The organism is Citrobacter sp. GW821-FHT02E08 (assembly GCF_059421685.1).
Window position 1 is genome coordinate 351,549 of sequence record NZ_JBWKVL010000001.1, and the last position, 25,799, is coordinate 377,347.

The window sequence follows — 25,799 nt, forward strand, 5'->3', positions numbered from 1 at the left end:
AAGGGGATGGCAATCGCACTTGTAACGGGAGGCAGTCGCGGGATCGGGCGAGCAACCGCATTGCAACTGGCGACAGAGGGGTACACCGTCGCAGTCAACTTTCATCACAATATTCGCGCGGCAACGGAAGTGGTCAACACGATTGTCGCTGCGGGCGGTAAGGCATTCGCCCTGCGTGCTGACATTAGCGATGAAAGCCAGGTGATGGCGATGTTTGAATCTCTCGATCGTACCGGCGAACCGTTGACTGCGCTGGTGAATAACGCCGGGATTTTATTTGAACAAAGCACGGTAGAAAACCTGACCGCCGAACGGATTAATCGCGTGCTGGCCACTAACGTGACCGGTTATTTCCTCTGTTGCCGGGAGGCCGTGAAGCGGATGTCGCTTAAACATGGCGGCAAGGGCGGGGCGATTGTGAATGTCTCTTCGGCGGCAGCAAGGCTTGGCGCACCTTTCGAGTATGTCGATTACGCGGCGTCGAAAGGGGCGGTAGATACGCTCACTACCGGGCTGGCGCTGGAGGTGGCGGCGCAGGGAATCCGCGTGAACTGCGTGCGCCCAGGCCTTATCTATACCGACATGCATGCTTCCGGCGGTGAGCCAGGCAGGGTTGATCGCGTTAAGTCTACGTTACCCATGCAGCGTGGCGGGCAACCGAAAGAGGTTGCTCAGGCGATTGTCTGGCTTTTGAGTGAGAAAGCGTCGTATGTGACGGGCAGTTTTCTTGAGCTGGCGGGTGGAAAATAGTTTTTTGTCGGGTGGTGGCTACGCCTTACCCGACCTACAACTGGATGTGTAGGCTGGATAAGGCGGCAAAAAAATTAGCGCGTCTCGCCGTTGCTGGCAATCACCTCTTTATACCAGTTGAAGCTCTTCTTACGTGAGCGTGACATATCGCCAGTGCCATCGTCATGCTTGTTCACATAGATAAAACCGTAGCGCTTGCTGTACTGTCCGGTGGTGAAAGATACGCAGTCGATGCAGCCCCACGGTGTGTAGCCCATCAGATCCACGCCATCATGCGTTACAGCTTTCATCATCTCTTCGACGTGGGCACGCAGATAGTCAATACGGTAGTCATCGTTGATGCTGCCGTCTTGTTCCACTTTGTCGTAGGCACCAAACCCGTTTTCCACGATAAACAATGGTTTCTGATAGCGTTCATACAGTTCGCAAAGCGCGTAACGCAGACCCGTCGGGTCAATTTGCCATCCCCAGTCTGAGGCTTTCACGTGTGGATTTGGGACACTGCCTTCGAAGCCGGAAATCGCATCGCCACCGCCGCCTTCGGCCTTCACGGCGTTGGTCATGTAATAGCTGAAACCAAGATAATCACAGGTACCTTCACGCAGAACCGCGTCATCTCCCTCTTCCATTTTGATGTTAAAACCACGGCGTTCCCATTCGTTTAACACATAAGAGGGGTAGTAACCGCGAAGCTGAACGTCGGTAAAGACATAGCGCTCACGCATGGATTCCTGGGTGAACATGACATCTTCGGGTTTGCAGGAGAAGGGATAAAGCGGCACCATCGCCAGCATGCAGCCGACTTTCATTTCAGGATTAATACGGCGTGCCGCTTTCACTGCCAGGGCGCTGGCGACAAACTGGTGGTGCAGTACCTGATACAGGGTCTCTTCCGGGTTTTCATGCTCGGTGTAGACCACGCCGGAACAGCAGTAGCCAAACAGCGGCGCGCGCCAGTTCCGCTGATTGTTTATCTCGTTGAAGGTCATCCAGTATTTGACTTTGTGCTGGTAGCGTTCAAACACCACTTCAGCGAAACGCACAAAGAAATCCACCACCTTACGGTGAGTCCAGCCCCCGTACTGCTGTACCAGATGCAACGGCATTTCGAAGTGGGAGAGGGTGATAACGGGTTCGATATTGTATTTGAGTAATTCATCGAACATATCGTCGTAGAACTTCAGCCCTTCTTCATTCGGCTGGGTTTCGTCACCTTGTGGAAAGATACGGGTCCAGGCGATCGAGGTTCGGAAGCATTTAAAGCCCATTTCAGCGAAGAGCTTAATATCTTCTTTGTAGTGCCCATAGAAATCGACCGCTTCGTGGTTGGGATAGTATTTTCCCGGCACCACTTGCTGGGTGATTTCACGTGGAACGCCGTGTGCGCCGCCGGTCAGTACGTCACAAATGCTCGGTCCTTTGCCGCCTTTGTTCCAGCCGCCTTCAACCTGGTGGGCAGCGACTGCGCCGCCCCATAAGAAATCTTTCGGTAAGGTGAGTTTTTTCATCTGGGCTCAATCTCAAATTAATGATCTTCTGATTTTGAGTCTAACAAAGGGAAATGAAATGTCACGATATAACAAAATAGCCGTGATGTGACTTGTTACATCGAAAAAACAAATTGTTTTTTACGCTAATTTTTTCGCCAGTTTACGACCTAACGTCTCGAGAATATAAATAACAGGGATCTGCGTCGTAATATCATAAACACCGGCAACACGCGTTTGCGGCACATGCCAGGAGAGATTAAAGTCGGCCAGTTTTGCCAGTGCGGAGTGTTCATGGCTGGTAACGGACAACACTTTGCAGTTATGCAGGCTGAACTGGCTGGCAAAACGCAGGATCTCTGCGGTTTCTCCGGAAACCGAAAGCACGATCGCAAGGGCGTTTCTGGCCATATCATTGGTGACAGGGAAATAAGGGTCATCAATATGGTTACTGAATTTCCCGACGTTTGAGAAAAAGCGCGCGCCATATTTAGCTAAGGCCCCGGAGGTTCCGGCGCCGACGAATATAATTCGCTCGGAAGATAAAATAATCTCAACCGCGTGATCGAGTAATTTATCAAATTCGTCGTTATTCACACTTTTAAAAAAGCTGATAATTTCGCTGGCACCGAAATTAGCCTGTTGCGGTTCATTCTGCTCTAAATATAATTTAAACCGCACGCGAAACTCAGAGTAGCCATCACAGTTCAGTTTACGGCAAAAGCGCAGCACCGTGGTGGTCGAAACCCCTGCAGCATCAGCCAGTTCGCGAATGGTCATGTAGACGACGTTATCGCGGTTTTTGATGACATAGTTGTAGACCAACATCTCAAGATTGTTGAGACTGGCGATGGCAGCGTGGGAGAACATACTCACAATGGCAATACTCACTCATCAGACTTCATCTTCAGGAAATAATAACATGCAGCCAAACGACATTACTTTTTTTCAGCGCTTTCAGGATGACATTTTGGCAGGGCGGAAAACCATTACCCTGCGGGACGCCTCAGAGTCTCATTTTAACGTGGGGGATGTTCTGCGAGTGGGACGCTTTGAAGATGACGGCTATTTCTGCACGATAAAAGTCACAGGAACCTCTACTGTGACTCTGGACACGCTCAGTGAAAAACATGCGCAACAAGAAAACATGTCTCTTGATGAGTTGAAGCAGGTGATTACGGAAATATACCCGGGGCAGTCACAATTTTATGTGATTGATTTTAAATGCCTTTGATTATCAAGAACAACTGTTAGTTGAAAATATTAATTTAATTGTATGATTTATAACGATTATTTTAAATTGGAAATTTATTTGAGCTAACAGGTGTTCACTGGAACCATTCTCAGCTACGCTAGTGTGGCAATCACGAACGTGAACGTTTCTCCGGAGTAGCTCATGGTTGAAAAACCTTTAATAAAACAGGGATATTCTCTGGCAGAAGAAATTGCCAACAGCGTCAGCCACGGTATTGGGTTGGTATTTGGCATTGTGGGTCTGGTTCTGCTGCTGGTACAGGCTGCAGACAGCCATGCCAGTGTCACGGCGATTACCAGCTATAGCCTGTACGGCGGCAGCATGATTCTGCTGTTTCTCGCCTCTACGTTGTATCACGCAATCCCCCATCAACGAGCGAAAGTGTGGTTGAAAAAATTCGACCATTGCGCGATTTACCTGTTGATTGCGGGCACTTACACACCGTTTTTGCTGGTAGGGTTGGATTCACCGCTGGCGCGCGGACTGATGATCGTAATCTGGAGCCTGGCGCTGCTTGGCATTCTGTTCAAGTTGACCATCGCGCATCGGTTTAAAGTGCTCTCATTGGTGACGTATCTGACGATGGGGTGGCTGTCGCTGATTGTGGTGTATCAGCTTGCGGTCAAACTGGCGGCGGGTGGTGTGACGTTGCTGGCGGTCGGCGGCGTGATTTACTCACTGGGTGTGATTTTCTACGTCTGCAAACGTATTCCCTATAACCATGCAATCTGGCACGGTTTTGTGCTGGGAGGCAGCGTCTGCCATTTCCTGGCGATTTATCTGTATGTCGGACAGGCATGAGCCGTTGTTGCCGGATAACGCTTGCGCTTATCCGGCCTACAAAATTTCATCGTAGTCCGGATAAGGCGTAAGCCGCTATCCGGCATTAATGTCTTACTCTTCCAGCGAATACGGTAGCGGTTCGATGTGCAATGTGTTGGCATCGTCGCGGACGCGAAATACGCTGTCGGCTTCCATGTCGTTATTCATCACAACCTGTACCCGCAACCGGCCATCGTCTAGCTGTACTGCGGCGAGAACCGTACCGGTACGACGCCAGTTTTCACCCATCTGCAGTTCAAGATCTTCTCCCGCTTCCGGCACCCGACTGGCAACACCCACCAGAGACCACAGCGCGCGTTTGTTCGCGCCGCGGAATTTCGCACGAGCAACCATCTCCTGACCGGTATAGCAGCCTTTCTTAAAGCTAATTCCCCCCAGCGCCTGAAGGTTGGTTGCCTGGGGAATAAACTGTCCGCTATTTACCGTGTCAATGACCGGGATACCAGCTTCAATATCCAGCGCAAGCCACTGCTGGCTGTTGTTGAGAGCGGCTTCGCCACGTAATTTTTCGGTCAGCGTTTCTGCCGTGGCGACATCGGTTACCAGCAGGAAGCGCTCTGACGGATGTTCAAACCACAGCAAAGTAGAAGCCCCTTTCGTCACCACTTGGTTTTCGGCGTCCGGCAGTTCACTAAAGAGAGGTGCCAGCGCTGCGCGTGCCTGAAAACCAGCGACGCCAAGCAGAACGCGTTCATCATCAGGCGCTATGACGACTTTAGAGAACACGGCGTACTTTTTCAGTTCAGTCAGTTGGGCATCGCGCAGACTGCGGCGCTCAATCCAGGCAAATCCGTCGCCATCACGGAACAAACGAAGATTGCTCCACATCTTTCCTTTGGCGTCGCAATGGGCGGCCAGGACATGGTGATGCTCTGTCAGTTGACTTACGTCGGCAGTGACCTGCCCCTGGATATATTTTTCGCAGTCTGCACCGGTAATGGTGGCCAGCGCCCAGTCATCTAATGTGATCAACGTCAGAGGCAAACGCGCCGACGCTGAAGGCTGACGAGGAGGAAAAGGTGTAAAAGCCATAATAATGTCCTGATTTGCTTAACGCCGTAATAATGACTAATGGTAAAAGAGCTATTGCCCATTGCAAGCGCTTTAGACATTCCATTTGTGCCCTTTCGTCTGCTTTGCGAAGCGCCATGCAAAATGGATGAAGCATTTGACTCAATGTCTTTATATTTAGCGATCGTGCTTCCGATGATGGAGATTCCCGCAAAATAACATGAAAAACACGTTACAATAGCCGGGTACTTCATTTTCGCGAGACAGGAAGAAGAACATGGATATTAACAACAAAGCACGTATTCACTGGGCATGCCGTCGTGGTATGCGTGAGCTCGACATTTCCATCATGCCGTTTTTCGAACATGAGTACGATAGCCTCAGTGATGATGAAAAACGCATTTTTATTCGTTTGCTGGAATGCGATGATCCGGATTTATTCAACTGGTTAATGAATCATGGTAAACCGGCAGATGCAGAACTGGAGCAGATGGTGAGACTCATCCAGACACGGAATCGGGAACGTGGTCCTGTGGCAATCTGATTTACGCGTCTCATGGCGCGCACAGTGGTTGTCCCTGCTTCTTCATGGGTTGGTCGCCGCATTGATTTTGTTGATGCCCTGGCCATTGAGCTATACCCCTCTGTGGCTGATATTGCTCTCACTGGTGGTGTTCGATTGCGTACGCAGCCAGCGGCGTATCAATACTCGTCAGGGTGAGATTAAATTACTGATGGATGGGCGTTTGCGCTGGCAGGGGCTGGAGTGGGTGATTCAGAGAGCACCCTGGATGCTCAAAACGGGCATGATGTTGCGTTTGCGCTCGGATAGCGGTCGACGTCAGCATTTATGGCTGGCGGCGGACAGCATGGACGAAAAAGAATGGCGTGAGTTGCGTCGGGTAATGTTGCAGCAAACGGAACAAGAGAAGCACTGACGAACGGGCGGAATGCCTGATTCGTCAGTGAGAAGCGTCAGAAAGCGATCTTTTCATGGCGATGGTTTCAGGAATAGTGTTCAGCCATCTCACTGAGAATTTGCTCGCACCAGACCTGAATGCGCTCGTCGCTAAGATCGTACTGATTGGTTTCATCCAGCGCCAAGCCGACAAACAGTTGCCCATCGGCAATCACCGGTTTAGGGCTGGTGAACTCATATCCTTCCGTTGGCCAGTAGCCGACAAATTTCACCCCTTTGGTGGCGAGTTTGTCATGCAGCATGCCAAGCGCATCCAGGAACCATTCACCGTATCCCAACTGGTCGCCCATACCGTAAAGCGCGACGATTTTGCCTTCCAGATTGAGAGAGTCCAGCTGTTCCCAGACGGCTTCCCAGTCCTCCTGAATTTCACCGAAATCCCAGGTAGGGATACCTAAAATGAGCACATCGTACTGCTCCATTAAGGTGGGGGCGTCATCCTTGAGGTTGTGCAATGTCACCAGCTCTGGACCCAGAATATCGCGGATTTTTTCTGCCGCCATTTCGGTGTAACACGTGCTGGAACCGTAAAAAAGACCCATGTTCATTACGTAACATCTCGATTCTGCTGTAGCGTTGCGGGTAGTGTACCAGAATCGCTGCATTCACGGCACAATGAGGCATAATGCATCAAAAATGAGAGTGGAATAAGGGGCGAAAGTGGAACAGGATCTGGCACGCATCGAGCAGTTTCTTGATGCCCTGTGGCTGGAGCGAAATCTGGCGGAAAATACGTTAAGCGCGTATCGTCGCGACCTGTCGATGGTGGTCGAATGGTTGCATCATCGTGGGGTATCGCTGGCGACGGTGCAAAGCGACGATCTGCAAGCCTTACTGGCGGAACGGATGGATGGCGGCTATAAAGCCACCAGTTCTGCACGTTTGTTAAGCGCCATGCGACGTTTTTTCCAACATCTTTATCGTGAAAAGTTTCGTGAAGACGATCCGAGCGCGCAACTGGCGTCACCTAAACTTCCGCAGCGTTTGCCAAAAGATCTCAGTGAAGCGCAGGTAGAGCGTTTGCTGCAAGCGCCGCTGATTGAACAACCGCTGGAGCTACGCGACAAAGCCATGCTGGAAGTGCTTTACGCAACGGGACTCCGTGTCTCTGAACTGGTGGGGCTAACGATGAGCGACATCAGCCTGCGCCAGGGGGTTGTGCGGGTCATCGGTAAGGGAAACAAAGAGCGGCTGGTTCCACTGGGCGAAGAGGCGGTGTACTGGCTGGAAACGTATCTCGAACACGGCCGCCCCTGGTTGTTGAACGGTGTGTCGATTGATGTGTTGTTTCCCAGTCAGCGTGCGCAGCAGATGACGCGCCAGACGTTCTGGCACCGAATTAAACACTATGCCGTGCTGGCGGGGATCGACAGCGAGAAATTGTCGCCACACGTTTTGCGTCACGCCTTTGCCACGCATTTGCTCAATCATGGCGCGGACTTACGCGTTGTGCAGATGTTGCTCGGGCATAGCGATCTCTCGACGACGCAAATCTATACTCATGTCGCGACCGAGCGCTTGCGTCAACTTCATCAACAGCATCACCCAAGGGCGTGAATGCTGACAGTAAAGGATAGGTTATGAAAAAAAGTATTGTGATGTTCACCCTGCTGGCGACAGCGTTTACGGGTATGGCCCACGCCGACGACGCAGCGATTCGCCAGTCGCTGGCCAAACTGGGTGTACAGAGCACGGAGATTCAGTCGGCGCCGGTTGCCGGAATGAAAACGGTGATGACCAATAGCGGCGTGCTGTACGTTACCGAAGACGGTAAACACATCATCCAGGGGCCAATGTATGACGTCAGCGGCGCTCATCCGGTCAACGTCACCAATAAATTGCTGATGAATCACCTGAACGCGCTGGAAAAAGAGATGATCGTCTATAAAGCGGCGCAGGAAAAACACGTCATTACCGTTTTCACCGACATCACCTGCGGCTACTGTCACAAGCTGCATGAAGAGATGAAAGACTATAACGCGCTGGGGATCACCGTGCGTTATCTGGCTTTTCCGCGCCAGGGGCTGGCAAGCCAGGCCGAGCAAGATATGAAGTCCATCTGGTGCGCAAAAGACAAAAATAAAGCCTTTGACGATGCGATGGCTGGCAAGAGCGTCGCCGCCGCCAGTTGCGATGTGAATATCGCTGACCACTATGCGCTGGGCGTGCAGTTTGGCGTCAGCGGTACGCCGGCAATCGTGTTAAGCAACGGCTATGTCGTTCCCGGATATCAGGGCCCGAAAGAGATGAAAGCGTTTCTTGACGAGCACCAGAAACAGACCAGCGGTAAATAATTCGCGTGAAACAACAGATACAACTGCGTCGGCGTGAAGCCGATGAGACGGCGGACCTTCCAGACGATTTGCCGCCTTTGCTGCGACGTTTGTACGCCAGCCGGGGAGTGCGCTGCGCGCAGGATCTTGAGCGTAGCGTTAAAGGCATGCTGCCGTGGCAGCAACTGAGTGGCGTCGAAAAGGCCGTTGAGATCCTCTATAACGCATTTCGTGAGGGGACCCGCATTATCGTTGTGGGCGACTTTGATGCGGACGGAGCGACCAGTACTGCGCTCAGCGTGCTCGGAATGCGCGCGCTGGGCTGTGACAACATCAGCTATCTGGTGCCTAATCGCTTTGAAGATGGTTATGGTTTAAGTCCAGAAGTGGTGGATCAGGCGCATGCCCGTGGCGCGCAACTGATCGTAACTGTCGATAACGGCATCTCCTCCCATGCGGGCGTGGAACATGCGAAAGCGCTGGGTATCCCTGTCGTCGTCACCGATCACCACCTGCCGGGCGACACACTGCCCGCCGCAGAGGCCATCATCAACCCGAATTTGCGGGACTGTACATTCCCGTCAAAGTCACTGGCGGGCGTCGGCGTTGCATTTTATTTGATGCTGGCGCTGCGGACTTTCCTGCGTGATAAAGGGTGGTTTGACGAGCGCGGCATTGCGCCGCCGAATCTGGCGGATCTGCTGGATCTGGTCGCGTTAGGGACGGTGGCGGACGTGGTGCCGCTCGATGTGAATAACCGCATCCTGACATGGCAGGGGTTGAGCCGTATTCGGGCGGGCAAGTGCCGTCCGGGTATTAAAGCGCTGCTGGAGATCTCAAATCGCGATCCGCAAAAACTGGCTGCCAGCGACCTGGGCTTTGCTCTGGGACCGCGACTCAATGCGGCAGGTCGACTGGATGATATGTCCGTTGGCGTGGCGTTGCTGCTGTGCGACAACATTGGTGAAGCACGCGTACTGGCCAACGAACTCGATGCGCTGAATCAGACCCGTAAAGAAATAGAGCAGGGCATGCAGGCTGAAGCGCTGACGCTGTGCGAAAAGCTGGAGCGCAGCGGCGAAACGCTTCCCGGCGGTCTGGCGATGTACCATCCCGAGTGGCATCAGGGGGTCGTTGGGATTCTGGCTTCTCGCATTAAAGAGCGTTTTCACCGCCCGGTGATTGCTTTTGCCCCTGCAGGCGACGGCACCCTAAAAGGGTCCGGTCGTTCGATTCAGGGACTGCATATGCGTGATGCGCTGGAGCGTTTAGACACGCTCTATCCGGGCATGATGCTGAAGTTTGGCGGCCATGCGATGGCGGCAGGATTATCCCTTGAGGAAGCCCAGTTTGAACGCTTCCAGCAACGTTTTGGCGAGCTGGTCACTGAGTGGCTTGATCCCGCGCTCTTGCAGGGAGAAGTGGTATCCGACGGTCCGCTAAGCGCGGATGAGATGACGATGGAAGTGGCGCAACTGTTGCGCGATGCCGGACCGTGGGGACAAATGTTCCCTGAACCGTTGTTTGACGGACGTTTTCGTCTGTTGCAGCAACGGCTGGTGGGTGAGCGCCATCTGAAGGTGATGGTCGAACCCGTTGGCGGCGGTCCATTGCTTGACGGTATCGCGTTTAACGTCGACACGACGTGCTGGCCGGACAACGGTGTGCGCGAAGTGGAACTGGCCTACAAGCTGGATATTAATGAGTTTCGCGGCAATCGCAGTTTACAGATTATCATTGATAACATCTGGCCGATTTAGCATCACTTTCACTGTAATTAAAGGGCGAAATCCGCTACTATTCCGCCCTTATAACCGCATTTTGACTCGTCCAATAAAAGAAATCAGACCATGTTTGAAATTAATCCGGTAAATAACCGCATTCAGGACCTCACGGAACGCTCCGACGTTCTTAGGGGGTATCTTTGACTACGATGCCAAGAAAGAGCGTCTGGAAGAAGTAAACGCCGAGCTGGAACAGCCGGACGTCTGGAACGAACCTGAACGCGCTCAGGCGCTGGGGAAAGAACGTTCTTCCCTTGAGGCCATTGTCGATACGCTCGATCAAATGTTGCAGGGCCTGGAAGATGTTTCCGGCTTGCTGGAACTGGCTGTAGAAGCCGACGACGAAGAAACCTTTAACGAAGCCGTTGCTGAACTTGATACGCTGGAAGACAAACTGGCGCAGCTGGAATTCCGTCGTATGTTCTCCGGTGAGTATGACAGCGCGGATTGCTACCTCGACATTCAGGCGGGCTCCGGCGGTACTGAAGCGCAGGACTGGGCAAGCATGCTGGAGCGTATGTATTTGCGCTGGGCAGAAGCGCGCGGCTTTAAAACAGAAATTATCGAAGAGTCGGAAGGCGAAGTGGCAGGGATCAAATCCGTGACCATCAAGATCTCTGGCGATTACGCGTATGGCTGGCTGCGCACCGAAACAGGCGTTCACCGTCTGGTGCGTAAGAGCCCATTCGACTCCGGCGGTCGTCGCCATACGTCGTTTAGTTCTGCGTTTGTTTACCCGGAAGTGGACGATGATATCGATATCGATATCAACCCGGCTGACCTGCGTATCGACGTCTATCGCGCATCCGGCGCGGGCGGACAGCACGTTAACCGTACGGAATCCGCGGTGCGTATTACCCACATTCCGACCGGGACGGTCACCCAGTGCCAGAACGACCGTTCTCAGCACAAAAACAAAGACCAGGCCATGAAGCAGATGAAAGCGAAGCTTTATGAACTGGAAATGCAGAAGAAGAATGCCGAGAAACAGGCGATGGAAGACAATAAATCTGACATCGGCTGGGGTAGCCAGATTCGTTCATATGTCCTTGATGACTCCCGCATTAAAGACTTGCGTACCGGGGTTGAAACCCGTAACACGCAGGCGGTGCTGGATGGCAGCCTGGATCAATTTATCGAAGCAAGTTTGAAAGCAGGGTTATGAGGAACCAACATGTCTGAACAACACGCACAGGGCGCTGACGCGGTAGCCGATCTTAATAATGAACTGAAAACGCGCCGCGAGAAGCTGGCTGGCCTGCGCGAGCAGGGTATCCCGTTCCCGAATGATTTCCGCCGCGATCACACCTCAGACCAACTGCATGCTGACTTCGACGCGAAAGAAAACGAAGAACTGGAAGCGCTGAACATCGAAGTGTCTGTGGCGGGTCGTATGATGACACGTCGCATCATGGGTAAAGCGTCGTTTGTTACGCTGCAAGACGTCGGCGGCCGTATTCAGCTGTACGTTTCCCGTGATGATCTGCCGGAAGGCATCTACAACGAGCAGTTCAAAAAATGGGATCTCGGCGACATCCTCGGCGCGAAAGGTAAGCTGTTCAAAACCAAAACGGGTGAACTGTCGATCCATTGCACCGAGTTGCGTCTGTTGACCAAAGCGCTGCGCCCACTGCCGGATAAATTCCACGGTCTGCAGGATCAGGAAGCACGCTACCGTCAGCGTTATCTGGATCTCATCTCTAACGATGAATCCCGCAACACCTTTAAAGTGCGTTCACAGATCATGGCGGGTATCCGTCAGTTCATGGTGGGTCGTGGCTTTATGGAAGTTGAAACCCCGATGATGCAGGTGATCCCAGGTGGTGCCGCTGCACGCCCGTTCATCACCCATCATAATGCGCTGGATCTGGATATGTACCTGCGTATCGCGCCGGAACTGTATCTGAAACGTCTGGTGGTAGGTGGTTTCGAACGTGTATTCGAGATCAACCGTAACTTCCGTAACGAAGGGATCTCCGTTCGTCATAACCCAGAGTTCACCATGATGGAACTCTACATGGCTTATGCGGATTACAAAGACCTGATCGAACTGACTGAATCTCTGTTCCGTACGCTGGCGCAGGACGTTCTGGGTACTACTGAAGTGCCTTACGGTGATGAAGTCTTCGACTTTGGTAAACCGTTCGAAAAACTGACCATGCGTGAAGCCATCCAGAAATATCGTCCAGAGACGAATATGGCGGATCTGGACAGTTTCGATTCTGCTAAAGCGATTGCCCAAAGCATCGGTATTAAGATCGAGAAGAGCTGGGGTCTGGGCCGTATCGTGACCGAGATCTTTGAAGAAGTGGCGGAAGCACACCTGATTCAGCCGACCTTCATCACTGAATATCCGGCAGAAGTCTCTCCTCTGGCGCGTCGTAACGATGAAAACCCAGAAATTACTGACCGCTTCGAATTCTTCATCGGTGGCCGTGAAATCGGCAACGGTTTCAGCGAGCTGAATGACGCCGAAGATCAGGCACAGCGTTTCCAGGATCAGGTTAACGCGAAGGATGCGGGCGATGACGAAGCGATGTTCTACGACGAAGACTATGTGACGGCGCTGGAACACGGTTTGCCGCCGACGGCGGGTCTGGGCATTGGTATCGACCGTATGGTTATGCTGTTCACCAACAGCCACACTATCCGCGACGTGATCCTGTTCCCGGCGATGCGTCCGGTTAAATAAGCCTCACAGCGTCAGATAAATCCAACCCCGGCAAATGCGTCGGGGTTTTTTATTTTTGGCGGCTGTAATTTAATAATGCTTCACGCGCGGCTTCGTTCGATGCCTGCATCACCATCCACGGACTGAACGCCCACGGCGTGGCGCCAATCCCCTCCAGAACATTCTCCAGAGCGCTCCACTGGTACTCCATCACCTCATCGTTATTCACGCTGAGCTCGCTGACCATTCGCGCCGCATAGACCGGGCAAACTTCGTTCTCCACGATCCCGTTTGGATCGGTAGCGCGGTAACGAAAGGCAGAATAGACGGGGGTCAGGCTGGAGATCTCTACGCCCAACTCAAAACGGCAGCGTCGAATAATGGCGTCTTCAATGCTTTCTCCTTCCTGTGGATGGCCGCAAACCGAATTCGTCCAGACGCCAGGCCACGCTTTTTTCGATAGCGAGCGGCGGGTGACCAGAAGCTGGCCTTGCGTGTTGAACAACCAGCAAGAGAAGGCGAGATGTAAAGGGGTATTGAGGGTGTGCCCCGCATACTTTTCCAGCGTACCGGAAGGCCTGGCCTGCTCATCCAATAAAATAATGTGTTCCTGTTGCATAATGTCTCGCCGTGAATGTTAAGCACACACCATTATAGGGTATGAAATATCGCGACAGAATGATTTCTCAAGAATGTATGTGATGGTGAGGGATTCGGCACCCGCGTCATTTGACGCGGGTGTCGGGAGAAAAAGAGGATTTAGAAAAACAGCAGCATGAAATTGAACCGACTTTCAATGCCCAGAGCAATACCTTCAGAAATGGCGGGTATCGAGATCAGCATGAGCAGCAGAACACTCAGAATACAGCGCAATAAAATATGCATTTTATTCATCCTGCTGGTTTTTTTTCAGTTTGCGCATCAGCAACCACATACGGACGGTCCTGACCTTTAATTTTTTGTCGGAGATCGATTCTTGCGCCAGCTCGGTGTGATGCTGATAGCCGTTAAAGAAGACATTCAGTACGACAGCGCTGACCGTTGCCAGCATTATGCCGCTGTGGAGTAGCGGCTGGAGGACGGCGGGTAGCTGGGAGAAAAAGTTATGGGACAGCGTGGGAGTCATGCCGACGCCAAGGCTAATCGCCACAATGTAGAGGTTGTAACGATTGGTGGTGTAGTTACAGCGTGACAGAATGCGAATCCCGGTTGCCAGCACCATGCCAAACATCACCAGACCCGCGCCGCCGAGGACAAATTGCGGAATTGAGGCGACCAGTACTGCCATTTTAGGCACCATGCCAAACAGAATTAAAATGATACCGGAAGCAATGCAAACCCAACGGCTGTGCACGCGCGTCACGCTGACCAGACCGACGTTCTGCGAAAATGAGGTATGAGGGAAGCTGTTAAAAAGCCCGCCAATCATTGTTCCTACGCCGTCCACACGTAACCCGCGAATAATGTCTTGTGAGGAGAGTTTACGACCCACAATCTCCCCGAGTGCCAGGAACATCCCCATCGATTCAATAAAAACAATGATCAGTACTGCCGTCATCGTCAGAATTGAGACGGGATCAAAAACCGGTGTGCCAAAAGCCAGCGGTGTAACTATAGCGAACCATGAGGCATCGTGCAGGCCTGACAGATTAACTTCATTCATCATCCACGATAACGCAAAGCCAAATACAATGCCGAGTAAAACGGCAACGTTGGACATAAAACCTTTGGCATAACGTGTAATGAGTAAAATAAAAATTAATACGGCAAAAGAAATGCCTAAATATATCGGGTTGCCATATTCAGGATTTCCTTTCCCTCCCGCCGCCCAGTCGATGCCGACCTGAATAATACTCAGTCCAATAGAGGTAATCACCACGCCGGTGACCAGGGGGGGGAATAATGGCATTAAACGCCCGATAAGTGGTGCTAATAGCGTTGTGATAAAACCCGCCGCAATTGTCGCGCCAAAAATACCCAGCAAACCGATATCCGGATTCATACCGATAGCAATCATTGGTGTAACGGCGGCAAACGTAACCGACATAATCACCGGCAGGCGAATTCCCATAAAGCGACCGATGCCGATACATTGCAGAAGCGTTACGACACCACAACAAAAAAGATCGGAGCTAATGAGCAGAGCAATTTCCGCTTTGCTGAGCCCGAGTCTGTCGCCAATCATCAACGGTACCGCGACCGCGCCAGCGTACATGACAAGGACATGCTGGAGACCGAGTATGAAAAGCTTTCCTGGAGATAGTATGCGGTCAACCTCATCGCCAGGGCGGTTTTGACCCGAGGATGAGGGCAATTGAGAATCTATGGCGCTCATGCGTTTTTCTCCTTTAACTCGCCTGAGTAAAAAGCAACCGTTTACGTTTGCTAAAACAGTAAAAGGACATGCTCGTGGGATGCCAGTTTTAGTCTGTGCGGAAAGGTATAGGGTGGAAATGCGGAAGAAATCACACAATGACTAATTTGGGGAACATCTGGTAAAGAGATACGACCTGGATTTGATCTTTTGTTTTCTCATATTGATAAGTATTTAATCATTATGGAATGGAGTGATTCATTTTTTATTACCCTGTAAGCATATATTTCCAGACCTATCTCTATGAACTTTTAAGAATCAGCAATGAGGTTAATTAAAGAAGGCTTCACAGGCAGCCATTTTTTAGTTTGATGTAAGTCGCAAAATATCAAATAACTTTCCCTGCTTGCAAAGATATGCCCATTTATTGCATCGCGGTATCTGAAAAAATAACCAATCAGATGAAAAGGACGCAAATGAACACATTTATTGTTGCCGATGCGATGGAATGTATAGGCTGCCATGCTTGCGAAATCGCCTGCGTTTTGGCTCATCATCAGGAAAACTGGCCACAAAATCGGTGTGACTTTTTACCCCGAATCCATCTTGTGGGGAAAGGAGAGATCACCCGCACTGTTACATGTCATCACTGTATTAACGCCCCCTGTGTTGCATCCTGCCCGGTGGATGCGCTCACCTTTCACGCTGATAGTGTACAACTGGACGAGCGGCGCTGCATCGGTTGTAAAAGCTGCGCAATCGCTTGCCCCTTTGGGGTTATCGAGATGGTCGATGCTGTTGCGCAGAAATGTGACCTTTGCCATCAACGTGTTTCGGGTGGACAAGCCTGCGTTGAGGCATGCCCCACAAAGGCGCTGCGCTTGATGGATGACAAGGGATTGCTGCAATTGCAAAAGGTTCGACAGCGCAGGAGTGCAGAAGGTGATGTAGCGGGAGGCAGCAGGCTTTCCCGTCGTGAAATGTTACTTTCCGCTGAGCCACGTAAGGGGGCGGAGAAACGTTCCGCTGCGGAGCGGAAAACACATTTTGGCGAAATTTATTACGGTCTGGATCAGCAGCAGAGCGTTTATGAAAGCGGGCGCTGTGTCTATTGTGCTGAAAAAGCGAATTGTAACTGGCACTGCCCCCTGCATAACGCGATTCCCGGTTATGTGCGTCTTGTGCGTGAGGGACGCATCATCGAGGCGGCGGAACTCTGCCACCAGACCAGTTCTCTGCCGGAGATCTGTGGTCGGGTTTGCCCGCAGGATCGTCTCTGCGAAGGCGCCTGCACGTTGAAGGATCTCTCTGGCGCAGTCTCAATAGGCAACCTTGAGCGATACATTACTGACACCGCACTGGCAATGGGCTGGCGTCCCGATCTTAGCCGCGTCGCTTCTCGCCCGCAGCGTGTGGCGGTGATTGGCGCAGGACCCGCAGGTCTCGGCTGTGCAGACGTATTGACGCGTGCGGGCGTGCAGGTCGATGTTTATGATCGCCATCCGGAAATTGGCGGCATGCTCACCTTTGGTATCCCACCTTTTAAGCTGGAAAAAAGCGTTCTGAGCCAGCGGCGGGAGATCTTTAGTGCGATGGGGATCGATTTTCACCTGAATTACGAAATTGGTCGTGACATTCCCTTCCATTTTCTCACCGAAAAGTACGATGCCGTTTTTATCGGGGTGGGAGCTTACGGACTCATGCAGGCCAATTTGGCGCAGGAAGATGCCCCGGGCGTGATCCAGGCGCTGCCCTTCCTGACCGCGCATACCCGACAGCTTATGGGATTGCCCGAGGTTGCGGAGTATCCGCTTACCCCTGTCGACGGGAAACGGGTTGTGGTGCTGGGAGGCGGCGACACCACCATGGATTGCCTGCGTACCTCTATACGGCTGAACGCTGCCAGCGTGACCTGCGCCTACCGTCGGGATGAAGTCAGCATGCCAGGCTCGCGTAAAGAGGTGGTCAATGCCCGCGAGGAAGGCGTCGAATTTTTGTTTAATGTTCAGCCGCAATATATCGCGTGTGATGATGACGGACGGGTCGCCGCGGTGGGGTTGATTCGTACCGCGATGGGGGAACCTGGCCCGGATGGCCGTCGTCGGCCACGCCCTGTGGCAGGCTCTGAGTTCGAACTGCCTGCCGACGTTCTCATTATGGCGTTTGGTTTTCAGCCGCATGCCATGCCCTGGTTGCAGGGGAGCGGCGTTCAGCTCGATAAACATGGTCTTATCAAAACGGGTGAAGCAGGGCGTTTATCCACCCAGACGCATCTGGAAAACGTGTTTGCTGGCGGTGATGCGGTTCATGGCGCGGATCTGGTTGTTACAGCAATGGCCGCCGGGCGACAGGCCGCACGCGATATGCTGGCCATGTTCGAACGACAGGGGGGCTGACGGATATCTTCAGGGACAGGCTCCGCGCAGACTTGCGCGGAGCCTGTTTATTTATATCGCCCACCCACCTGCGTAAAATGCGACCAGTGCGACGGTGATGATGACGGTTCCGATATTCAGCTTATGCCACTCGCGTGCGAAAACGCGACCCACGACCAGGGTGACAAAACCGAGCATAATCCCTGTAACGATGTTGCACGTCAGGACGATAAAGACGGCGCAAACAAGTCCGGACATGGCATCAATAAAGTCGTTGAAATCCAGCTTCGATACGTTACTCAACATCAATAACCCCACATACATCAGCGCAGGGGCAGTCGCGTAACCTGGGATCAGGTACGAGAGTGGTGATAAAAACAGAATCAGCAGGAACAGACAGCCGACGATAGTGGCGGTCAGCCCGGTTTTGCCACCGGCAGCGGTGCCCGCCGCAGATTCGATATACACGGCGGCAGGCGCAGCGCCCACCAACCCGGAGAACACGGAGCTAATGGAGTCGCTGGTCAGCGCTTTGCCACCATTGATTATCTGGTTGTCTTTGTCTAACAGATTCGCCTGGCCAGCGACGGCGCGGATCGTACCGGTGGCATCAAACACCGCCGTCATGACCAGCGCCAGCACGCTGGGCAATACTGCTGGCTGTAATGCGCCCATGATATCAAGACTGAAAATCAGTGATTTTCCATCTGCATCGCTCAGACTGGGCATCGCGACCAGACCTTGGTATTTGACTGCAGGATCAAAAATCAGGCCGATAACGGAGATGGCGATAATGACCAGCAGGATCCCGCCAGGGACGCGACATTTCTCCAGACCGAAAATCACCGCCAGTCCCAGCAGACTCATCATGACCGGAAATGAGGTGAATGCACCGAGCGCCACCGGCAACCCTTCCAGCGGATTTTTAATGACCATACCAACACCGTTAGCCGCGATGAGCAGCAGGAACAACCCAATACCGATCCCCGTACCATGGGCGATCCCCATCGGCAAATTACGCAGGATCCAGGTGCGTATGCCGGTGACGGAGATGGCGGTAAAAATTACGCCCATCAGGAAGACGGCACCAAGGGCGACAGGAATACTGATATGTTGTCCCAGTACCAGACTAAACGCAGTAAAGGCGGTCAGAGAGATCGCGCAGCCGATCGCCATAGGCAGGTTTGCCCATAACCCCATCAGCAATGAGCCGAATCCAGCGACCAGACAAGTGGCGACGAATACTGCGGCAGGCGGGAAACCCGCTTTACCCAGCATTCCGGGGACAACGATGACGGAATACACCATGGCAAGAAAAGTGGTTAATCCGGCCAGCACCTCCTGGCGAACCGTGCTGCCCCGGGCTGAAATTTTGAAATAAGCATCCAACGCGCCGCGAGATTTCGGTGAGTCGGTGTTTTGCAGTAGATCTCCAGACATAATAATGTCCTCAGCAGAGAGTAAGTGTTAAATCAGGTCCGTTCGTAAACCAGACGACCGTCGACGTAGGTGCGATAAATTGAGCGGTCGTCGCCCAACGTCATCATCACGAACAATTTGTCGACCAGAGATACCGAGTTGTCATAGCGCAGCTGTTGGAGAGGCGTCGCCGTAGGCTCCAGCACCACGAAGTCCGCCTCTTTACCTGGAATAAAATTGCCGATCAGGTTGTCGAGCCCCAGCGCTTTCGCCCCGCCCAGCGTGGCAAGGTAGAACGCTTCATAGGCCGAGAGTCGATATCCCTGCAATTGCACGACCTTGTAGGCTTCGTTAAGCGTCTGCAGCATGTTGAATGTTGTTCCTGCACCAATGTCAGTGCCCATGCCGACTTTAATTTTCTTACGCCAGGCTTTTTGCAGATTAAATAAACCGCTGCCGAGGTAGAGGTTGGAGGTCGGGCAGAAGGCGATGCTGGAGCCGGTTTCACTCAGGCGATCCCACTCTTTTTCCTCCAGATGTATGCAGTGGGCAAAAACACAATTTTTACCGGTTAAACCATACTGGTGATACACATCCAGATAGCCGTCATGGTCGGGGTAGAGTGCGTTCACCCAGGCTATTTCGTCTTTGTTTTCACATAAATGGGTATGCACCCAGGTATCGGGATACTCTTCCCGCAGGCGCTGAGCCATCGCCATCTGCTGTGGCGAGGAGGTCGGTGCGAAGCGCGGCGTGATGGCGTACAGCAGGCGACCATTTTTGTGCCAGCGTTCAATCAGCGCCTTACTTTGCAGGTAGCTGCTTTCGGCATCATCCAGCAGATAATCCGGCGCGTTGCGATCCATCATCACTTTGCCGGCAATCATGCGCATATTGATATGACTTGCGGCTTCAAACAGCGCATCGACCGATTGTGGATGAACCGTACCGAAGACCAGAGCGCTGGTGGTGCCGTTACGTAATAACTGCTTGATGAAAAAAGAGGACATCTCGCGGGCGTATTCCAGATCCTCGTAGCGACGCTCTGTGGGGAAAGTGTGTTTATTCAGCCACTCCAGCAATTGCTCGCCATAAGCGCCCACCATTTCGCTCTGTGGATAGTGGATATGGGTATCGACAAACCCCGGCACGACCAGTTTTCCACGATAGTCGCGGATGCGGATGGAGTCAGGAATTAAATGTTTTCCCTTTTCCCACTCGCCAAACCACTCGACTTTCCCCTGTCGAATCAGCAACAGTCCGTCTTCAATAAACCGCAGCTCCGACGCGATCTCTTCGGGGTCTTCAACGGTACGGGCGACATCAATAAAGCTGCCTCGTACTGCTTTTAACGTGTGTTCTCCTGACATCGTATACTCCTTTACAGTTAATCCGTCTCTTCCACCGCAGCGATGCCCGATAAGACTTCTTCTTGTCGGTAGCCGCCGGGGAGGATGATATTCAGTAGAATGGCTGTCAGCCCGCCAGCGCAGATGGGGTTTTCCACTAACACGTAAATTGAGGCAGGCAATATTTTGAAAATTTCCGGGTCATAGGAGACACCCAGTCCAAGCCCTAGCGAGGTGGCGACAATGAGCGTTTCGCGACGTTTAAGCCCGTTGGTGATAATGATGCGGATCCCGGCGATGGCTATCATCGAGAACATCAACGTCATTGCGCCGCCAAGTACCGCCGAAGGAATGGTGGTAAAGAACCCGCCGATCATCGGAAATAGCCCGAGGATCACCAGCATCACGGCGATCGAGCGTCCGATATAGCGTGAGGCGACGCCAGTCATCTGAATCACCCCGTTGTTCTGTGCAAAGGTCGTTAACGGTAGAGAACCTACCGCCGAGGCGATGACCGATACCAGACCGTCTGCCAACACGCCTCCCTTCAGGCGCGACTGATACTCATCTCCCTGAATAGGGCGTCTGGACACCATCGCCGTCGCGGTGATATCGCCCACCGCTTCCAGCACGCTCAGTAAGTAGATGGTGCCGACGACCAGGAAGTGATGAAAATTGAACTGAAAACCATATTTGAAGGGGAGAGGTATGGTGACCAGCGGCAGGTTTTGCATACTGCTGAAATCCACCATGCCAAGACATAAGGAGACGATATATCCAACGCACAGCCCGATCGCGATACCGCCCATGCGCAGTAGCGGGCTGCGACAGCAGTTGAATCCGATGACCACGACCAGTACCAGCAAACCGACGCCAATATTTTCGTAATTCCCGTAGGTGCCGCTGCTTTTTGCCGCGAAACCGCCGCCAAAATCGATAATGCCAACCTTAATCAGGCTCAGGCCAATCATCAGCACCACAATCCCGCTGACGGTTGGGGTAATCACTCTGCGCAAATAAGGCAGGATAAAAGAGGAACCCACCACCAGAAAGGCGCCGACGAAAGAAACGCCGAGCAGAGACGACATGATCAACTCTTCATGAAAACCGTCGCTTTTCATACTGCTGCCAAGCGCAATCATGACAGTCACAAACGAAAAATTAACGGATTGAATGGAGAGTAAGCCGGACCCGACAATACCGTAACGGTTTACCTGTAGCCATGTGCCGATGCCGGAGGCGATCATCGCCATTGAGACCAGATAGGCGGTCGTTTCTGCAGAGAGCTGTAGCGCGGTGCCAACGATTAATGCTGGCGTGACCATCGGCACGAAGATGGCCAACAGATGGGTAATAGCGGCAATAATGGCCTGGTGAAAGGGAGGGCGATCCTCCAGTTCGTAAATAAGGTCTGAGCCTGCACGAGTTAAATCAGACATCCCTTCACTCCTTATAAGCAAATTTGATCATCTGAATCAGCAGGATTAAATTCTGCGAATTTAAGGCGTAGGACGCCCTGAGAACGGCTTATCTCATTTCCGCAGACGGCATTTAATCGTTATTGAATCATGGAAACGGGCCGCCGAAGCGGCCCACGTTGTTACATTTTTTCCAGTGCGGTCAGTATTTTCTCCGGTGTGAAATGCCATTCCCGCAACCAGACGCCACAGGCATCATGAATCGCGGTAGCGATAGCGGGTGCTGCACCGTTAACACCGATTTCAGAGATGGATTTGGCGCCAAAGGGGCCGACTTTATCGTCACTCGGCACCAGGACGGCACGAAAATCACGCGGAATATCACCTATTTTGGGTGCGCCGTAGCTGCGCAGATCGCGGGTCAGCGGATGGCCTTGCGTGTCATAGATAATTTCTTCGGTCAGGCTATGGCCGATAGCACGCATCGACGCCCCGTAAATCTGCCCCAGTGCTAACTCTGGGTTTACCGGTGTGCCGCAATCCAGCAGTGCGTAGAATTTATCCAGGCGGATTTCACCAGTACGCGTATTGACTGCGACTTCGGCAAAGTTTGCGCCATACGGGAAGGCGAAATCGGGGGTGATATAGCTGGCGGTGGCAACCAGGGTACCAAAGCCGGTGCCTGTCTCCGCTTTATGGGCGATTTCACCGTAGCTGACCTCTCCTTGTTTACCGCGTACGACGCCAGGCGCGGCCAGCTGAACGTCGGCCAGTGGCTCTCCCAGCATTTGCGCGCCGTGGAAGAGGATTTTTTCCCGCAGATTCTCCGCCGCTTTACGCGCCGCATTACCCGAGAAGCAGGTACCGGACGAGGCGTAGGCACCTTTGTCGAAGAGCGCATGGTCGGTGTCGCCTGAGATGACGTGAACCTCTTGCGGCGCGCAGCGCAGCACTTCCGCTGTCAGTTTCGTCACCACGGTATCGAGTCCGGTCCCAATATCAGCGCCACCGGAGTGAACGATAAAGGTGCCATCCGATTCCAGTTTGATCATGCAGTTGGCCTGATCGATATCCGGAATCCCCGATTTCTGCATAATGATGGCGACCCCACGACCTGTGTGCCAGTCACCGTCCTGTGGTTTGGGGGAAGACCAGTTAATCATTTCACGCCCCTGGCGCAGGATCTCCTCCAGTGCACAGCTGGCGGCGGAAGGGACAGAGGTCGGGGCTTTACCTTCACCGATCGCACCGAGTATTTTCAGTTCCTGCCCTTCGTGAACCCGATTGCGTTCAATAATCTCCAGTTGGTCTATTTGCAACTGTTCAGCCAGCTCCGCCAGCGCCATGGTCATGGCAAACGTGCCTTTTGGCGCGCCGTAACCCTGATAAGCACCGGTAGGGCAAATGTTGCTGTAGTAGGTGGTGACCTGGAAATCGACGTTGTCACAGGGGTACAGCGGCAGCGAAAGCGCAGGACCGTTACACGGTACGGTGAGCGAATGGTTGCCATAAGGCCCTGTATTGGCGCGGAAATCCATTTTTACCGCTGTCAGACGACCGTCTTTCTTCGCCCCCAGTTTCACCGTCACTTTCGCGACATGGCGGGAAGTATTGGCAATAAACTCCTCTTCACGGGTATAGCGGAAATAAACCGGGCGTCCGGTCACGCAGGTGGCCCAGGCGCAGACCTCTTCCAGCAGGATGTCCTGCTTGGAGCCAAAGCCGCCGCCCACGCGTTCCTTAATGACATGCACCTTGTGCTGCTTCAAGCCGACAAGACGCGCAACCTGACGGCGAAGGTGCCACGGAACCTGGGTTGAAGCGTGGATCACCAGGCGGTCGCCGTCCATACGTGTAAAGCAGATATGAGTTTCTGCCGGGCACTGTTGCGCCTGAGTGGAGGAATAGGTGCGTTCGATAATGACATCAGCATCAGCAAAACCCTTTTCCATATCGCCGATATGACCGTGAATGCTGGCCGCAATATTTTTTCGGGGACGTGAGCCAATCGGGAAGTTAATGATCATGTGCTCGCCGCGCTGCGCCGCGTGGCGGTTATCTTCTTCCAGCGTGTCTGGCGCACCGGCGACATACACGACCGGTTCATCGTGAACCACCGGCGCGTCTTCCGCCATGGCTTCATCAATCGACATGACCGGCTTGAGCACTTCATATTCGACGTGGATGAGCTTCAATGCCGCCAGCGCAATCTCTTCGCTTTCCGCGACCACTGCGGCAACACGATCGCCGACGTGACGCAGTTTCTTACCAAACATACGGCGGTCGAGAGGAGAGGGTTCCGGCGCGCTCTGGCCGCCCGGTGTGTAATAGATGTCCGGGCAGTTAAGATGGGTGATGACGTGAACCACGCCGGGCAGCGCTTCTGCTTTACTGACGTCCAGATGCGTAATGAGCGCGTGTGCGTGCGGGCTTCGTAACATTTTGATGACGCAGGCATCTGGTGTAATGCGGTCTTCCACATAACAGGGCTTGGCCTGCACCATTTTAGCGGCATCTGTTTTTGGAAAGAGCTTGCCAACCACGGCGAGGTCATCACGGAAGGTGGGCGCAATATTGATACTGGCCTGCGGGTCGTTTTTACGCGCCACCGCCAGTTCTATCACCTGATAGTATTGTTGCCAGCCCGCATCGCGGCTGAATAAACCGGAGAGCGCATCGTCGATCTCTTCACGGGTGGGGATGGCGATACGATCGAGCAGATCGCTGATAATCAGGGCGGCTGCCGGATCGTTGTACCCGGATTGCACTACGCCGGTATCCACCATTGCCTGTTGCACCAGGCTCAGTTCATTCCATTTACCCAGGGATTCTGTAGTGCGGATCTCTGCCTGGTCTAACTGAGCCGCTATCAGCAGGGAGGCGTTGACGATGCGACCGTTATAAAGAATCGCGTCGGAACCGGCGAAGCCGAAGCCGTCGTCACTGTTGCGTACTGAGTGCATGCCCAGGTTGAACAGCAGTGCTTGCGCGTTTTCGCCAGGATTCACTTTCATCTCCTGCGCCGCGCCGTTTAACGTAAAGTGAATCATCATACGGCTTCCTCCCCGGCCTGTTGGCAGTCGGCAAACAGATCGGCCACCAGGACTCCTGTGATATAGCGTTTATACGCTACGCTGCCTCGTACATCTTCCTGCGGGAATATTGCGTTAGCCACCGCGTGTTCCAGCGCGCTGCCTTCCAGTTTCTGCGTTTCCACATCGCGTAACCGCAGCGCTTTGTCCGCCACGCCATCCAACGCGATGCGCATGCCGTCGTGCTCTGTCAGCGCAACGGCGGCGGTCACGACGGTTAATCCTGCCTGTGAGCGGCTGATTTTGCGGGTAGCACAGGGGAGGTAAGGATCTTTAATGATAATTTCAGTCAACAGGCGATCGCGCGGATCGGCCAGATAGCTCTCCAGTGACAGGTTTTCGCCGTTACCAAAAACCAACTGCGTATCCAGAGCCAGCAGCACGGGGAGTAAAACGGATTCTTCCTGCAGGGCGGCGATCTCACCGCCGATTGTTGACTGGTTGCGTAAATGGCGGGAGTAGATAAAACCTAACGCCTCCCGTAGCGCTGCCGGGAGATAGCGGGCATCACGTAAGGGTTGCAGGCGAGTCATCGCCCCGATGCGCAATGCGCCGTTGTCCCAGTCCACCCAATCCAGCTCCAGATCTTGCAAGGAAATGGCAATATGTTTCTCGGTACGAGTTGGCGTGGCGTTGAGTTTGCTGCCCCCAGCAAACCAGATGGCATCATCCTGATAGCGGCGCTTAAGTTCCAGCGCCTGTTCTACGGAGTCGGGCCTGAAAAATTGATCAATCATCATCTTTCCTCATCAATCCCTCTCCTCAGAAGGAGAGGGCGT

23 protein-coding genes are annotated in these 25,799 nt (G+C 53.0%); 11 read left to right on the plus strand and 12 right to left on the minus strand.

Annotated elements, in window-relative coordinates; all coding sequences use genetic code 11:
- Positions 1-6: 6 nt before the first annotated feature.
- Positions 7-750: an SDR family oxidoreductase gene (locus tag AC07UY_RS01730; RefSeq protein WP_203360062.1), complete on the plus strand. Its 744-nt coding sequence runs from the start codon at positions 7-9 to the stop codon at positions 748-750.
- Between the two features lie 74 nt (positions 751-824).
- Here the strand turns inward: AC07UY_RS01730 and bglA are convergent, their stop codons facing one another.
- Both bglA and AC07UY_RS01740 read right to left on the minus strand, forming a co-directional pair.
- Positions 825-2,258, minus strand: a complete 1,434-nt coding sequence (gene bglA, locus AC07UY_RS01735; RefSeq protein ID WP_494660719.1) for a 6-phospho-beta-glucosidase BglA — start codon at positions 2,256-2,258, stop codon at positions 825-827.
- A 120-nt stretch (positions 2,259-2,378) separates the two neighbouring features.
- A complete protein-coding gene (locus AC07UY_RS01740) occupies positions 2,379-3,107 on the minus strand; it encodes a MurR/RpiR family transcriptional regulator (protein WP_203361212.1) in 729 nt (242 codons plus the stop codon).
- Between the two features lie 52 nt (positions 3,108-3,159).
- Between AC07UY_RS01740 and yqfB the strand changes: the two genes are divergently transcribed.
- Both yqfB and trhA read left to right on the plus strand, forming a co-directional pair.
- Positions 3,160-3,471, plus strand: a complete 312-nt coding sequence (gene yqfB, locus AC07UY_RS01745) for a N(4)-acetylcytidine aminohydrolase (RefSeq protein ID WP_494660720.1) — start codon at positions 3,160-3,162, stop codon at positions 3,469-3,471.
- Positions 3,472-3,633: 162 nt separating this feature from the next.
- On the plus strand, positions 3,634-4,293 hold the full coding sequence (gene trhA / locus AC07UY_RS01750; RefSeq protein WP_494660721.1) for a PAQR family membrane homeostasis protein TrhA: 660 nt from the start codon (positions 3,634-3,636) through the stop codon (positions 4,291-4,293).
- 93 nt (positions 4,294-4,386) lie between these two features.
- Here the strand turns inward: trhA and ygfZ are convergent, their stop codons facing one another.
- Positions 4,387-5,367: a tRNA-modifying protein YgfZ gene (gene ygfZ, locus AC07UY_RS01755; protein ID WP_494660722.1), complete on the minus strand. Its 981-nt coding sequence runs from the start codon at positions 5,365-5,367 to the stop codon at positions 4,387-4,389.
- 256 nt (positions 5,368-5,623) lie between these two features.
- Here ygfZ and sdhE point away from each other — a divergent pair, with 256 nt between their 5' ends.
- Both sdhE and AC07UY_RS01765 read left to right on the plus strand, forming a co-directional pair.
- Entirely contained in the window at positions 5,624-5,890 is a 267-nt protein-coding gene (gene sdhE, locus AC07UY_RS01760; protein ID WP_162380161.1) for an FAD assembly factor SdhE, read from the plus strand.
- Positions 5,871-6,284, plus strand: coding sequence for a protein YgfX (locus tag AC07UY_RS01765; RefSeq protein ID WP_203360065.1), 414 nt, complete (start codon positions 5,871-5,873; stop codon positions 6,282-6,284). The genes sdhE and AC07UY_RS01765 overlap by 20 nt, the downstream gene beginning before the upstream one ends.
- Before the next feature lie 67 nt (positions 6,285-6,351).
- Here the strand turns inward: AC07UY_RS01765 and fldB are convergent, their stop codons facing one another.
- Positions 6,352-6,873: a flavodoxin FldB gene (fldB, locus tag AC07UY_RS01770; protein ID WP_192613405.1), complete on the minus strand. Its 522-nt coding sequence runs from the start codon at positions 6,871-6,873 to the stop codon at positions 6,352-6,354.
- A gap of 112 nt (positions 6,874-6,985) precedes the next feature.
- On the opposite strand from fldB, the gene xerD reads away from it, so the two are divergent.
- The 5 genes from xerD to lysS all read left to right on the plus strand — a co-directional run bounded on the left by xerD (position 6,986) and on the right by lysS (position 13,074).
- Positions 6,986-7,882 carry a site-specific tyrosine recombinase XerD gene (xerD, locus tag AC07UY_RS01775; RefSeq protein ID WP_192613404.1) on the plus strand — a complete coding sequence of 299 codons (897 nt, stop codon included), beginning with the start codon at positions 6,986-6,988 and terminating at the stop codon, positions 7,880-7,882.
- Between the two features lie 23 nt (positions 7,883-7,905).
- Positions 7,906-8,619: a bifunctional protein-disulfide isomerase/oxidoreductase DsbC gene (gene dsbC / locus AC07UY_RS01780; RefSeq protein WP_192613403.1), complete on the plus strand. Its 714-nt coding sequence runs from the start codon at positions 7,906-7,908 to the stop codon at positions 8,617-8,619.
- Between the two features lie 5 nt (positions 8,620-8,624).
- On the plus strand, positions 8,625-10,358 hold the full coding sequence (gene recJ / locus AC07UY_RS01785; protein WP_494660723.1) for a single-stranded-DNA-specific exonuclease RecJ: 1,734 nt from the start codon (positions 8,625-8,627) through the stop codon (positions 10,356-10,358).
- 90 nt (positions 10,359-10,448) lie between these two features.
- Positions 10,449-11,547 (plus strand): peptide chain release factor 2 gene (gene prfB / locus AC07UY_RS01790; RefSeq protein ID WP_203360068.1). Its coding sequence is split into 2 segments (ribosomal slippage): positions 10,449-10,523 and positions 10,525-11,547, totalling 1,098 coding nucleotides; the frame shifts between segments, so codons are not numbered across the junction.
- Between the two features lie 9 nt (positions 11,548-11,556).
- Positions 11,557-13,074 carry a lysine--tRNA ligase gene (lysS, locus tag AC07UY_RS01795; protein WP_203360069.1) on the plus strand — a complete coding sequence of 506 codons (1,518 nt, stop codon included), beginning with the start codon at positions 11,557-11,559 and terminating at the stop codon, positions 13,072-13,074.
- Between the two features lie 49 nt (positions 13,075-13,123).
- On the opposite strand, the gene idi is transcribed toward lysS, so the two are convergent.
- The 3 genes from idi to AC07UY_RS01810 all read right to left on the minus strand — a co-directional run bounded on the left by idi (position 13,124) and on the right by AC07UY_RS01810 (position 15,388).
- Positions 13,124-13,672: an isopentenyl-diphosphate Delta-isomerase gene (gene idi, locus AC07UY_RS01800; RefSeq protein ID WP_494660724.1), complete on the minus strand. Its 549-nt coding sequence runs from the start codon at positions 13,670-13,672 to the stop codon at positions 13,124-13,126.
- Between the two features lie 140 nt (positions 13,673-13,812).
- Entirely contained in the window at positions 13,813-13,938 is a 126-nt protein-coding gene (locus AC07UY_RS01805) for a hypothetical protein (RefSeq protein WP_238929190.1), read from the minus strand.
- A gap of 1 nt (position 13,939) precedes the next feature.
- Complete coding sequence (locus AC07UY_RS01810) at positions 13,940-15,388, minus strand: nucleobase:cation symporter-2 family protein (protein ID WP_494660725.1); 1,449 nt, start codon at positions 15,386-15,388, stop codon at positions 13,940-13,942.
- Between the two features lie 455 nt (positions 15,389-15,843).
- On the opposite strand from AC07UY_RS01810, the gene ygfT reads away from it, so the two are divergent.
- Complete coding sequence (ygfT, locus tag AC07UY_RS01815; protein ID WP_494700633.1) at positions 15,844-17,763, plus strand: formate-dependent uric acid utilization protein YgfT; 1,920 nt, start codon at positions 15,844-15,846, stop codon at positions 17,761-17,763.
- Positions 17,764-17,814: 51 nt separating this feature from the next.
- Here the strand turns inward: ygfT and ghxQ are convergent, their stop codons facing one another.
- From ghxQ to ygfM, 5 genes are all read right to left on the minus strand, one after another.
- Positions 17,815-19,182: a guanine/hypoxanthine transporter GhxQ gene (gene ghxQ / locus AC07UY_RS01820; RefSeq protein ID WP_494660727.1), complete on the minus strand. Its 1,368-nt coding sequence runs from the start codon at positions 19,180-19,182 to the stop codon at positions 17,815-17,817.
- A 32-nt stretch (positions 19,183-19,214) separates the two neighbouring features.
- Positions 19,215-20,531, minus strand: a complete 1,317-nt coding sequence (gene guaD / locus AC07UY_RS01825; RefSeq protein ID WP_494660728.1) for a guanine deaminase — start codon at positions 20,529-20,531, stop codon at positions 19,215-19,217.
- A gap of 17 nt (positions 20,532-20,548) precedes the next feature.
- Positions 20,549-21,949, minus strand: coding sequence for a nucleobase:cation symporter-2 family protein (locus AC07UY_RS01830; protein ID WP_494700634.1), 1,401 nt, complete (start codon positions 21,947-21,949; stop codon positions 20,549-20,551).
- A gap of 161 nt (positions 21,950-22,110) precedes the next feature.
- Entirely contained in the window at positions 22,111-24,981 is a 2,871-nt protein-coding gene (locus tag AC07UY_RS01835; protein WP_494700635.1) for a molybdopterin-dependent oxidoreductase Mo/Fe-S-binding subunit, read from the minus strand.
- Positions 24,978-25,757, minus strand: a complete 780-nt coding sequence (ygfM, locus tag AC07UY_RS01840; protein WP_494700686.1) for a molybdopterin-dependent oxidoreductase FAD-binding subunit — start codon at positions 25,755-25,757, stop codon at positions 24,978-24,980. Before ygfM ends, AC07UY_RS01835 begins: the two co-directional genes overlap by 4 nt.
- Between the last annotated feature and the right edge of the window lie 42 nt (positions 25,758-25,799).

Excerpts from the sequence above, each read along its gene's own strand:
- AC07UY_RS01835 (WP_494700635.1), bottom strand. The coding sequence starts at position 24,981 with ATGATGATTCACTTTACGTTAAACGGCGCGGCGCAGGAGATGAAAGTG.
- AC07UY_RS01830 (WP_494700634.1), bottom strand. The coding sequence starts at position 21,949 with ATGTCTGATTTAACTCGTGCAGGCTCAGACCTTATTTACGAACTGGAG.
- AC07UY_RS01805 (WP_238929190.1), bottom strand. The coding sequence starts at position 13,938 with ATGCATATTTTATTGCGCTGTATTCTGAGTGTTCTGCTGCTCATGCTG.
- ygfZ (WP_494660722.1), bottom strand. The coding sequence starts at position 5,367 with ATGGCTTTTACACCTTTTCCTCCTCGTCAGCCTTCAGCGTCGGCGCGT.
- dsbC (WP_192613403.1), top strand. The coding sequence starts at position 7,906 with ATGAAAAAAAGTATTGTGATGTTCACCCTGCTGGCGACAGCGTTTACG.
- AC07UY_RS01810 (WP_494660725.1), bottom strand. The coding sequence starts at position 15,388 with ATGAGCGCCATAGATTCTCAATTGCCCTCATCCTCGGGTCAAAACCGC.
- ygfT (WP_494700633.1), top strand. The coding sequence starts at position 15,844 with ATGAACACATTTATTGTTGCCGATGCGATGGAATGTATAGGCTGCCAT.
- idi (WP_494660724.1), bottom strand. The coding sequence starts at position 13,672 with ATGCAACAGGAACACATTATTTTATTGGATGAGCAGGCCAGGCCTTCC.
- fldB (WP_192613405.1), bottom strand. The coding sequence starts at position 6,873 with ATGAACATGGGTCTTTTTTACGGTTCCAGCACGTGTTACACCGAAATG.
- sdhE (WP_162380161.1), top strand. The coding sequence starts at position 5,624 with ATGGATATTAACAACAAAGCACGTATTCACTGGGCATGCCGTCGTGGT.
- ygfM (WP_494700686.1), bottom strand. The coding sequence starts at position 25,757 with ATGATTGATCAATTTTTCAGGCCCGACTCCGTAGAACAGGCGCTGGAA.
- ghxQ (WP_494660727.1), bottom strand. The coding sequence starts at position 19,182 with ATGTCTGGAGATCTACTGCAAAACACCGACTCACCGAAATCTCGCGGC.
- guaD (WP_494660728.1), bottom strand. The coding sequence starts at position 20,531 with ATGTCAGGAGAACACACGTTAAAAGCAGTACGAGGCAGCTTTATTGAT.
- AC07UY_RS01730 (WP_203360062.1), top strand. The coding sequence starts at position 7 with ATGGCAATCGCACTTGTAACGGGAGGCAGTCGCGGGATCGGGCGAGCA.
- yqfB (WP_494660720.1), top strand. The coding sequence starts at position 3,160 with ATGCAGCCAAACGACATTACTTTTTTTCAGCGCTTTCAGGATGACATT.
- trhA (WP_494660721.1), top strand. The coding sequence starts at position 3,634 with ATGGTTGAAAAACCTTTAATAAAACAGGGATATTCTCTGGCAGAAGAA.
- bglA (WP_494660719.1), bottom strand. The coding sequence starts at position 2,258 with ATGAAAAAACTCACCTTACCGAAAGATTTCTTATGGGGCGGCGCAGTC.
- AC07UY_RS01740 (WP_203361212.1), bottom strand. The coding sequence starts at position 3,107 with ATGTTCTCCCACGCTGCCATCGCCAGTCTCAACAATCTTGAGATGTTG.
- lysS (WP_203360069.1), top strand. The coding sequence starts at position 11,557 with ATGTCTGAACAACACGCACAGGGCGCTGACGCGGTAGCCGATCTTAAT.